6 protein-coding genes are annotated in these 12,411 nt (G+C 46.0%); 3 read left to right on the top strand and 3 right to left on the bottom strand.

Going from position 1 to position 12,411, the window contains the following annotated elements; translation table 11 throughout:
• Together QT984_RS28205 and QT984_RS28200 are read left to right on the top strand one after the other, a co-directional pair.
• The coding region (locus QT984_RS28205; protein ID WP_333212605.1) for a transposase at nucleotides 1-562 on the top strand (562 nt) is incomplete at its 5' end.
• A gap of 706 nt (nucleotides 563-1,268) precedes the next feature.
• Nucleotides 1,269-1,568, top strand: a complete 300-nt coding sequence (locus QT984_RS28200; RefSeq protein ID WP_333058305.1) for a DUF7734 family protein — start codon at nucleotides 1,269-1,271, stop codon at nucleotides 1,566-1,568.
• Between the two features lie 92 nt (nucleotides 1,569-1,660).
• Here QT984_RS28200 and atpC read toward each other — a convergent pair whose 3' ends face one another.
• The 3 genes from atpC to QT984_RS28185 form a co-directional block, all read right to left on the bottom strand.
• Nucleotides 1,661-2,068, bottom strand: a complete 408-nt coding sequence (atpC, locus tag QT984_RS28195; RefSeq protein ID WP_333058306.1) for an ATP synthase F1 subunit epsilon — start codon at nucleotides 2,066-2,068, stop codon at nucleotides 1,661-1,663.
• A 183-nt stretch (nucleotides 2,069-2,251) separates the two neighbouring features.
• Complete coding sequence (gene atpD, locus QT984_RS28190; RefSeq protein WP_006635884.1) at nucleotides 2,252-3,709, bottom strand: F0F1 ATP synthase subunit beta; 1,458 nt, start codon at nucleotides 3,707-3,709, stop codon at nucleotides 2,252-2,254.
• 138 nt (nucleotides 3,710-3,847) lie between these two features.
• Entirely contained in the window at nucleotides 3,848-4,702 is an 855-nt protein-coding gene (locus QT984_RS28185) for a PEP-CTERM sorting domain-containing protein (protein ID WP_333058307.1), read from the bottom strand.
• Between the two features lie 1,324 nt (nucleotides 4,703-6,026).
• Between QT984_RS28185 and QT984_RS28180 the strand changes: the two genes are divergently transcribed.
• A partial coding sequence (locus QT984_RS28180) for a two-partner secretion domain-containing protein (protein WP_333375450.1) occupies nucleotides 6,027-12,411 on the top strand: 6,385 nt, incomplete at its 3' end.

Genomic DNA, 12,411 nt, shown 5'->3' with positions numbered 1-12,411 from the left:
TAAGAATTGTTTTATAAAAAACAAATCATGCACAAATATGATTTTCTGTCAACTTAATTTAGATGCGTTTACCCTGGTATTGCTAGGTTTAAGCAGAAGTCATGCACGTTCCCAACTAGGGACTAGAGCCTATGCGGTCAAACCTTTTTATCGAGGCCAAAAAGTCACAGTAATTGGTGCAATTAGTCTCACGCAAGTAGTGGCATTAATGACCATTGACAACTCGATGGATAGCCAAGCATTTGAGGTATTTATCGATCAATGTTTAGTGCCACAATTGTGGTCGGGAGCAGTAGTAGTGATGGATAACTTACCAGCGCATAAAGTAGATTCAATTAAGACTATGATTGAAGCGGTGGGTGCTTCTATCTTGTGTTTGTCCCCATACTCTCCTGATTTTAATCCAATTGAATTATGGTGGTCGCAACTCAAATCTTTATTGCGACAGTTTTCACCAACCAGCACTAAAATGGTTGACAGGATAATTGCTGTGGCTCTTGACTTAATTAATCCGAAACATCTTAAAAACTGGTTTACTAATTGCTGCTACTGTACCTCATAACATCCGGAAGTGCTGTATCTGTATCACTACTTTTCATCCAAAGCTTCTATCCCCGACTATCCTTGTGGCACTCCAGACATTCCATTCTTTAGAGAGCGCTGAGAGTAAATTGCTGCTAACTTATCTTGAGGCTTTCTTTCGCAAATCTTATTGAACAATTTTTGCGTCTAAGTAAAATTTTTCTCGAAATAAAGCTCCAGACATTTTTGAAATTCAGCAGCAGTTGCCTGTTTTAGTTGAATGCTTTGTTCTGTTTCTGCATCATACAGAATATTCCAGGTTTATGAATTATACCCCGCTCTCACGGGGTTTATTTACAGTTCTCGCATCTTAACTGATTCTGTCGCTCGAAACCCGGTTTATCCGTACTAAATGTACATAAAATATGCTGTAAAATATTTAACAAGTAGGTTGTGCCGACGGAAAATATTGCAACTTTTTTTTACACAATTTATATTATGTGCGCTTACTTCCGGCTGTTAAAAAAGGTTTAATTAAGAATAAAATATTGGATCGCTGCCCCTGAAATTAGCCACAAAATTAAGCTACAGCGGATTCCAGGTTTATAAAGTACACCCCAGAAACCGGGTTTCTTCTGGATTTCTCGCCAGAAACCGGTTTTATTCAAGAAACCCGGTTTCTCTGTACTTCACTTACCTGGAAAGTGCTGTATATTATAGCAGATTTCAGGAAAGTGAGATTTGCTATGGCTGACTCTATTGCTCGTCGCTTGGAACAATACACGGTAAAACGATCGCACGAAGTTTTAATCGTCAAGGCCGAAATAGACGGCGAATTCGATGAAATTGCTATTTTTAAAGGCTTTTCTAGCTCCCTGACGCGATCGACCGCGAGCGATCCAGAGGTTCCTGTTTTGCCGGAGGAAGCAAAAATTGTCAGTATCGATCGCGTGGAGAGCCCCTACAATCCAAATAACCCCCGCTATCTTCAGCAGGGGTTATCTTGGGAAACAATGCAATCTCTATTGTCCGAGGCGGGAGTTTAGCTCTCGCATTAGGGACACAACGCCAGAAAAACAGCAAGGACACAACAATGTTGTGTCCCTACTACAAAAGCACTATGTCCTTACCATTAGAGCTAGAGCGTGCCGCCGGCAGCTTGGAAACGAGCTCTCGCGCGCTTGATTGCTTGCTTGGCTTGAATTTGCTCTTGCAAAGTGCCGGTAGTAGCCTTTTGCAAACGAGCTTCTGCTTCGGTGTAAGCAGTACGAGCAGCTTCTTTATCAATGGTTTCGCCTTTTTCAGCGCCGTTGACAAGAATAGTAACTTTGTTTTCTTGGATTTCTGCAAAGCCACCCATCAGAGCAATAGACACCCATTCCTTGCCGGGACGGACGCGCATCACTCCGGTATCCAAAGCTGTCAACATGGGAGCGTGACCGCTCAAGATACCCAGTTGGCCTGTGGTGCTCGGCAGAATTACTTCTTCAGCATTAGAATCCCAAACAGTTTTGTCTGGGGCCACTACGCGCACAGTTAATGTCATAAATTGTCAGTTGTCGGTTGTCAGTTGTCAGTTGTCAGTTGTCAGTTGTCAGTTGTCAGTTATCAGTTGTCAGTTGTCAGTTGTCAGTTGTCAGTTGTTACCAATAACCAATAACTAATAACAAATAACTAATAACTACTGACTCATGACTCATGACTACTGACTACTGACTCATGACTAAAATTACTTGGCGTCAGCTTTCATTTTTTCAGCTTTGGCGATCGCCTCGTTGATATCGCCCACCAAATAGAAAGCTTGTTCCGGTAATTCGTCAAGTTCGCCAGCCAAAATCATCTGGAAGCCCTTAATGGTGTCTGCCAACTTGACGTACTTGCCGGGGGAACCGGTGAACACTTCAGCCACAAAGAACGGTTGAGACAAGAAGCGTTCAATTTTGCGAGCGCGAGAAACTGTCAAGCGGTCATCTTCCGACAGCTCGTCCAAGCCCAAAATTGCAATAATGTCTTGCAATTCCTTATAGCGTTGCAGAGTAGACTGCACCTGACGAGCAACACCATAGTGTTCTTCGCCGACAACGCTAACTTGCAACATCGTAGACGTAGAATCCAGCGGGTCAACCGCAGGATAAATCCCCTTCGCAGCCAAACCGCGAGACAACACAGTTGTAGCGTCCAAGTGAGCAAAAGTCGTAGCCGGTGCGGGGTCAGTCAAGTCATCCGCAGGTACGTACACAGCTTGAACCGAAGTAATCGAACCTTCGGTAGTCGAGGTAATCCGTTCTTGCAAGTCGCCCATGTCTGTACCGAGAGTCGGCTGATATCCCACAGCCGAAGGCATCCGACCCAACAGAGCCGATACCTCAGAACCCGCTTGCACGAACCGGAAGATATTGTCAATGAACAGCAGCACGTCTTGCTTGCTGACATCACGGAAGTATTCGGCCATCGCCAGAGCCGACAGGCCCACGCGCATCCGAGCACCAGGCGGCTCGTTCATTTGACCGTAAACCAGAGCAATTTTTGACTTGCTGCGGTCTTCTTCGTCAATAACCCCCGACTCGATCATTTCTTTGTAGAGGTCATTGCCTTCGCGGGTGCGCTCGCCCACACCACCGAACACGGACACGCCGCCGTGAGCCTTGGCGATGTTGTTCACGAGTTCCATCATAATCACGGTTTTGCCGACGCCTGCGCCGCCGAACAAACCGATTTTGCCGCCGCGACGGTAGGGGGCCAGCAGGTCAATCACCTTGATCCCTGTTTCAAACACCGAAGGCTTGGTTTCCAGTTCGGTAAAAGCCGGCGGGTTGCGGTGGATGGGCATACTTTCGGAAGTATTGACCGGGCCTAGGTTGTCTACGGGTTGACCGATGACGTTAAAAATCCGGCCGAGAGTTGGGATGCCGACTGGAACTTGGATTGCTTCCCCGGTATCTACTACTTCCATGCCACGCACCAAGCCGTCGGTGGTACTCATGGAAACTGCACGCACTTGGCTGTCTCCGAGCAGTTGTTGAACTTCGCAGGTAACGGCAACGTCTTGACCTGCTTCGTTTTTGCCGGAAATCGTGAGAGCGTTATAGATTTGGGGCAGTTTGCCGCCTGGGAATTTTACGTCTACAACCGGCCCAATGATTTGGGTGATGTAGCCTACGTTCGTTTTTTCTGCGGTGGATACCATGAATAGTGCCTTTGTTAGGATGCTATTTTTCCCGTTATGGAAAAAGTCTTAACATTTAGAAATGCTATTCCTCAGATTACCACTGAACAGACGCACTATTTAGATTTGTATGGGTCTGGTTAAGAGTCATTTTTATGGTTACTGCCCTCGCTTTTTTTTCCTGCGAGCCGCAGCCAAAGCCCCGATCCCCAGGATAGTCCCGAATACTGTGACTGGTTCGGGGACTGGTTCGGGGGCTGGTTCTGGGACTGGTTGGGGGACTGGTTGGGGGACTGGTTGGGGGGCTAACTCAGCGGACACGGTGAATTCGTTGAAGTCTAGCTTGGTTCCTGGTTCGGCATCGTCGAAGGAGATTTTTGTGCCATTAGCCAGTTCGGCCATTGTGAGGGATGAAAATTGCTCTGGGCCTTTACCGCCGTTGATGTTTGCAAAGGAGCCGCTGGAGTTGGGGTCGAGGCTAAATTTACCAAACACAGCAAGCTGACATCCCGCCACCAGACATTCATCTCTTCGGAACTGGGTGCCAGCGGCCCGCCATTGGGAGCTGTTCATGAAGGTGCTTGACGAGACGTATTGCTCGAAAGGTCTGCCGGTGCCGGTGTCGCTCCACAGCAGCAGGGCATAAATTTGATCCTTCAAAAATCTGAAGTTTTGGGTGATGGAGCCGTTTTCGGAGGTGACTGCGTTCCCGAAGGTTCCTTTCCAGTTGTTGGCAGAGCCGTTATCTGAGGGTTTAGTCTCGTAAAACAGTCTGGCGATGTTTGTGTAGCCATTGTTTTCTGGCTCAGCAGCCAAAGCTGCTACCCACAAGCTGGACTGGTAAGAGTTGTGAGATTCTAGGAATGTGAACTCTACATTGGTATCTCGATCGAACTGGATGCCGTCGGTGCCAAACATGAAAGCTCGGACGGGCAGGCAGATGCTGAGCAACATTGTGGTTGCCAAGCTGGCGACTGTAAAAGATGTTTTTTTGACTAGCGTTAAGGTAGTCATAACCCTGATTCCTCCTGTATTGTTAGGTAGTTAGGCCCAAAATGCCCTAAATGCCATGTTGCCGTGACGCGAATAGACGATCGCGAGCCTGCGATATTTAGGACGATCGTCAAACCTGAAGAAGAGGCTCCACACCAGTGAATATACATACATATCTCACTTAAGGGTGTTTTGCAGTAAATGAGTGCTTCTTCTAAGAGTTTTCACTGACACTAGATTGGCACAGTTTAATCTGTAACAGCAAGATTTTCATCCGGCCTAGACTTCCAAGCTACTACATTTACTTGGTTTCGGTAACTGTCTAAAGTTGAGTGCAAGACTTGCCTATATTGGCTTTCATCAAAAATACATAAAAATTTTAGTCGAGCTTTATGAAGTTTTGGTAAAGTTCATCCCTAAAATATAAAGTTTTTGAGAGAAAGTCGGCTGTTCGGTTAGTTGCTCCTGAAAGCGGGCTGCAAGCTGCTCGCCCGATGCAGAAAGAAGCGGGAGCGCCGGCGAGTAGGGATTTGAGCGAGTTTTTTGCTACTTTAAGCAAGATGTATAACAGGCGAGCGATACTTACGTAGTTTTGACTAAAATCGCGAGTTTTTTAAACCCCTAAACCTCGCGTTATGTGCCATATTTTCCGCCACAGTCCCGAACAAATTAACCCGGTTGTTTAAGGTAATTGTGGTAAGGAAGCAGTGAAAGTCAAAAAAAGAAACCAAGTTTGATTTACCTCGCATGATTCCTAGTAAAAAAAAATATGTAAATCATACTAAGGATCGAGAATTAAATAACTTACAATTTTAATTGTTATGGTGGGATGGGCGTCCCGCCCATTCTTTTTGGACGGGCGGGACGCCCATCCCACTTTCAAGAGTGGAAGTTATTTAATTCTCATTCCTAATTGAAAACATACAGCATATTCCATGTATATGTGGTACACATAATCTGATGGCAAGCATCGGTGCGGATACACCAGTCAATCTGTAAGTTACAGCGGATTCCAGGTTGATAAAGTACACCCCAGAAACCGGGTTTCTTCTGGATTTCTCGCCAGAAACCGGTTTTATTCAAGAAACCAGGTTTCTCTGTACTTCACTTACCTGGAAAGTGCTGTATATCCAAGATATCGTAGCTCCGCACCCGGAGGATTAACAGCACGCAATTAAGGTTTCTACTGTACTTCATAAACGACCGAATAGGCTGTAGATTTCCTTTTTTAGTCCTAATTATTCGATCGCCCAAAATAGGATGCTCCTATTGACATGAGATTTTTTTAGGAGTAAAAATAGGAGAAATAAATACGATCGCACTTTAAGCACCATCTTTAAACACAATGACACCTAACAAACTACATTTCCTCGGATGGTTATTCATTGTTAGCTGCCTGAGTGCCGCGGCGGGTTCGGCAAACGCGCAACCCATCGCCCCCGCACCAGACGGCACTAACACAGTTGTTACTCCCAGCGGCAACCGCTACGACATTTCCGGGGGGGCCTTCAGCGGAGATGGGGCTAATCTTTTTCACAGTTTTACTCAGTTTGGCCTCAGCGAGGCTCAAACGGCTAACTTTCTGACGAATCCCAATATTCAAAATATTTTGGGAAGGATTACTGGGGGTAATCCTTCTTTAATAAATGGCTTAATTCAAGTTACGGGTGGCAATTCCAATTTATTTTTGATGAATCCTGCTGGCATAATTTTCGGGCCGAATGCCAGTCTCAACGTCCCTGGATCTTTTAATGCTACTACGGCGACAGGGATTGGTTTTGGGAACAATCAGTGGTTTAGTGCGATCGGCAATAACAATTGGGCAACATTAATCGGGACACCGAATAGTTTTGCGTTTACAAATTTGCCAGGGGGAAGCATAATTAATGCAGGCAATCTGACGGTGACACCAGGTCAAAGTTTAAGTTTGATCGGCGGTACGGTTGTCAATACTGGTCAGGTAAATGCGCCTAGCGGCAATATTATCATCAGCGCCGTACCGGGTAACAATTTGGTGCGGATTAGTCAAGCTGGAAATTTATTGAGCTTGGATATTCAGCCGACAGCAAATCACACTTCGCTGCCAAACAATTGGACGCAGCCAGTATTATCTTTGCCGGAGTTGCTGACTGGACAAGGTGTGGCACAGGCGACGGGTTTGACGGTAAATCCCAATGGGGAAGTTGTGTTAACGGGGAATGCTGCTGTGCCGGTAACTGCGGGAACTGCGATCGCATCCGGCACTCTCAATGTCTCTGGCAACACTGGCGGTACTGTAAATATTTTAGGCGACAAAGTAGGTGTTATTGCAGGCAATATCGATGCTTCTGGGATTAACGGCGGCGGTAATGTACTGATTGGCGGAGATTATCAGGGTTTGGGGACTGTGCCCAATGCTTCGCGGACTTTTGTTAGCAGCGATTCGACGATTAATGCTGATGCTGTTAGTAATGGGAATGGCGGGCGAGTTATAGTTTGGGCTGATGAAAATACTCGCTTTAATGGCAATATTACGGCCAGAGGTGGCTTGGTTTCTGGGAATGGGGGCTTTGCGGAAGTGTCTGGAAAGCAATGGCTGGATTTTCAAGGATTAGTTGATTTGCGATCGACCTTTGGGATTGCTGGTACCTTATTGTTAGATCCTACTAATATTACTATTGTCGAAGGTCCGAATAATGTTCCTGCGGGGCCAGGATTTGTTGACTCCGGCCCTCCTTCTGTGATTAATAATGGGAGGCTGCAAGCACAGCTAAATTTGGGAAATGTTACTATTTCTACGGCGTCAGGTAATACGGAGCAAGGCAATATTAACGTTGACGCACCGATCGCTTGGACTAATAATAATTCGCTGACTCTGAATGCTAATAATAATATTAATCTTAATAATACCACTATCACCACTCAGGGAGGCACTATTACTCTGAATGCTGATAGTGATAATCTAAACGGTGGTGCTCTCAGTATCGTAGGTTCGACGATCGCTACTAATGGTGGTAATTTCCAGGGTAAGGGTCAGGGGACTCTTGTGTTCGGGCCGGGAATCAATGTCCAGAACAGCAAAATTAATGCCGGAAGTGGAAAAATTGACCTGAATGGTACGGGAAGAAAATCGACAGGGGGAAACAATGTCGGTATTTCTATTTCGGGTGCTACCACATTACAAACTACTGACAGCGGCAATATTACTTTCAACGGTACTGGCGGCAACGGGACAGATGGTAATCAAGGGATATCTATTGACGGCAGTACAGTGCGGGCCGGGGGAAGTGTCAGCCTGACTGGAACAGGTGCGGGGACAGGAATCGAAAATACAGGCGTTAATCTCAACAACGCTACAGTGGAGTCAACGGCGGAGAATGGGACTGTGACTCTGATCGGTGTTGGCGGTAATGGGACTCGTGACAATCGAGGGATATTCGTTGAGAACGCTACAGTGAAAGCGCTTTCTGGAAATGTCAGTCTGACGGGTACAGGTGGTGGGACTGGGTCTTCCAACCACGGTATAGAGATATTAAATGATGCTACAATCCAAACCGCAGGCTTGGGAAAGGTGACGTTGACGGGGACGAGCAGTGCAGGCATCAGCACTACAGTCGCGAGCGGTAATTCCGGGATCAGGCTCTTCGAGGGCACGGTAAAATCGGAGAATGGAGATATTGTTTTAACCGGTACGAGTTTAGGGACTGGATTGAACACCTACGGGATTGATATGCCCCCGATTCTTACTACCATGGCACCGAGCACAATACAAGCTACGGGAACGGGTAATATTAGTCTCACGGGAAAGGCTAACAACTCCGATAATTCCATTAGACTCACCCCAGGTGTGATTGAGGCGACTTTAGGCGGCAATGTCACTTTGACGGGCGATGACATTTCATTGTCATCAATAACTCAAATTAAAGGTACTGGGATTATCCAGTTGCAGCAGCTTACTCCCAGTTTAGATATTACTGTGGGTGGTAATACTGCGGACGATCGTTTGAATCTCAGCAGTGCTGAACTCGCGCCTCCGGTTTTAAATGGGTTTTCCCAAATGATTATCGGGCGCACGGATGGGACGGGGAATATCGCAATTGACCCTGCTGGTGTTACTTTTAATTTCCCCGTCACAATGCAAGCTGGCACAATTGCAGTCGATGGAAACATTACAGGTGTAAACAACGCTTCAATTACTTTTAATGCTCTAACGACTAACTTAAACAAAAATATTCTCACCATTGTCACCAACGAACAGAAGATTGACTTTGGTGGCAAAGTCTCTCTCGCTACGGGTTCTAATGTCACCCTCGATACTGGGTTAAATAATGCCGGTGACATTAATTTTGGGGGAACGGTTGACGGCGATGGCAACCTAGTTTTGACTACGGGAACAGGCGTGATTAATGTCAACGGGCCCATTGGAAATACAGTACCTTTAGGTTCCCTGAAAACAATCAATTCTTTGGATGTTAAGAGTCCGATCGATTTTTCGATTGAAACTACAGGCAATATTACCGTTGGTAGTATGAGAAGTCCCGGAGGGGCGATCGCCCTTACCAGCACTAATGGCAATATTGATACGACAGCAGGGGCAATTGATACCACATCCACTACCGGAAATGGTGGCCCGATCGCACTCAGTGCTAACAATATTACTGCTAGTAATCTTAACTCTAGTTCCACTGCTGGCAATGGCGGCAAAATCACCCTCACAGGCCAAACAGGCGACGTTGTTGCAGTTTCAGGAGTAATTAATTCTAGCTCTACTTCCGGTGCGGCCGGAGATATCGCGATCGCCACTCCCAATCAAGTCGAGATAAATAGCATTGATGCTAATGGATTGCCCGGTACTGGATCATTAGGAAATGTCACCGTCACCAGTGCTGGCACAACTACATTTAATGCTGTCAAAGCTACCAGTTTCACCACCAATGCTGGCGGCACAACTCAAGTCAAGGGAAATGTTACTACAACTGGCGCTCAAACCTATGGAGATGCAGTGACAATTGCCAACAATCCCATTCTCGCAGGCAGCGAAATTACTTTCAATAATACTGTAGACGGCAGCAGTGATTTGACTGTGAAGGCGGTTAGCGGTGATCTTACATTCAATGGTGCGATCGGCGAAACAACTCCTCTCACAAGTTTAACTGCCAACAGCAAGATATCTTTAGGTGGCAATGTCACTACAACTGGCGCTCAAACTTATGGAGATGCAGTTACAATTGCCAATAATCCGATTCTCTCCGGCAGCCAAATTACTTTCAATACAACTGTTGACGGTAGCAGCGATTTAACTGTGAATGGCGGTACTGGTAATGTTACCTTCAATGGTGCAGTTGGTGCTGTAACTCCGATCGGCAATTTAACAGCTAACTCTACAGGCACAACCGCATTTAATCAAACAGTGAATGCCGCGAGTTTGACTGCAGATGCTGGCGGCACAACTCAAGTCAAGGGAAATGTTACTACAACTGGTGCTCAAACTTATGGAGATGCAGTTACAATTGCCAACAATCCGATTATTTCAGGTGACAGCATTACTTTCAATAATACTGTTGATGGTACCAGCAATTTGACTGTGAAGGCGACTAGCGGTAATCTTACCTTCAAAAGTGCGATCGGCGAAACAACTCCTCTCACAAGTTTAACTGCCAACAGCAAGATATCTTTAGGCGGGAATGTCACTACAACCGGCACTCAAACTTATGCAGATGCTGTGACGGTTGCCAATAATCCGATTCTCGCAGGCAGCGACATTAGTTTCAATAATACAGTTGACGTGGCTGGCAATCTCGGTATTGCTGCGGACAATGTTAATCTTAAAGGAACTGTAACAACCACCAATGACGGCACGCTCACAATTACCAATAAGGTGAATCTCAATATTGAGAAAAACCTGAACTTGGACGGTGAATTTATTCAAAATGGCGGTGGAACAGTTGCGGCTAGCGGAAATATTACAACAACTAATGATAACATTAGTTTTAGCGCTCCGGTGACATTAAACGCTCCTGTAACTTTTACACTGGGGGATGCAACTATTGATTTCGGTTCGAGTTTGTCAGCAGGTAGTAACCCGCTGACTTTAAGGGCAGGTGAAATTGATTTTTCGGGGAATGTTTCGGGTACGGGCGTGCTAACGCTGCAACCAGCAACAGCCGGACAAAATATTGTTGTTGGCGGAACAGATAACAATACTAGCGCTTTAGATTTGACTGCTGCGGAACTTAATTTGATTCAAAATGGATTTAGATCGATCGCGATCGGGCGATCGGATAGCAGTGCAAATGTTAGTATTTCCTCTAATCTTACATTTTTAGATCCAGTAAATATTCAAACGGGAACGGGTACGATCGCACTTGATGGCACTCTTACCGGCAATGACAACAGCAGCATTGCTCTCAAGGCTGCCACAATTAATTTGAATGATGGCATCAATACCAATAAAAATCCGATCGATCTCAACGGCACTGTCACACTCGGCAACGATATTAATCTCACTACCGGCGGCGGAGATATTAAGATAATTGGTGCGATAGGTGGTAATCATTTGTTGAACTTAGATGCCGCTACAGGCAATGTGTTAGTGCAAGGAAATATCGGAGAAACAACGCCATTATCTGTTTTGAAGGCTACTGCATCAAATGCAGAATTTATTGGAAACGTTAACAGTAATTCTGGTTTTAATATTACGGGATTAAATACTAAATTAGGCGGTAATATTACCACTAATAACGGCAACCTTAATATTAGCAATGCTGTGGTTTTGACAAAGGATGCGGTATTTAGTACGGCAGGGGGAAATATTGCTTTGGGTGCGATCGACAGTGACAGCATTAATGTCCGCAACTTAACTCTAGCCTCCGGTAGCGGCAGCATAACTTTCAACGGTGCGGTGGGTGCCACCAGCAAGTTAGGAAATCTTGCGATCGAAAATGCTGGCAATGTGACAGGAAACTCGACAATTAACGCGCAACAATTGACTGCACTAAACACGGAAAAAGTCAATTTATTGGGAGATGTCACCGCCGGTAAAGTCGATATTACTGCCAAGGGCGATATAAACGTTAAAAATATTACTGCTAATGGCGGAGAAATTCTATTTACAACTGGTAACAATTTCACCGCAGGCAATTTGAATACATCGGCAAACAGTGGCGGCAACATAACTGTTAAGGCGATAACTTCAATTACAACCGGACAAATTAACTCTAGCGGTATAGTCGGAAATGCCGGCAATGTGTTCTTAGATCCGATCGGCGATATTCAAGTAGAGTTTATCAATGCCGAAGGCGGTACAGGCGGCACCGGTGGCGATGTCACAGCAATAACAGGCAATTATTTCCGCGCTACGGGTACTTTTTCCACCCCACTGTCGCCGACGGGATTTGCTAGCATTTCTACTGCTGGCGGCACAGGTAGCGGAAATATCGCAATTACACACGCTGGGGGAGATAGAGGGACGCCGATTCAACCGTTTGTGGTAGGGGATGCTGCTAGCAACGGTACGGCGGGTGCAATTACCACGGGACAATCTACCATTACATCGCAGTCGTTTCCGCGTTCTAGTAGTGTTGGTAATATTGTATTTTCCACTGATGACGCGATCGACCCGCCGCCAACACCAACTCCCACTCCGGTAGTAACTCCCACTCCCACTCCGAGTGAAACTCCCACTCCGGTAGTAACTCCCACTCCCACTCCGAGTGAAACTCCCACTCCGGTAGTAACTCCCACTCCCACTC

Source organism: Microcoleus sp. Z1_B2, from assembly GCF_036700325.1.
Classification (GTDB): Bacteria; Cyanobacteriota; Cyanobacteriia; order Cyanobacteriales; family Microcoleaceae; genus Microcoleus.
This window is presented reverse-complemented; position numbering and strand designations above follow the sequence as displayed.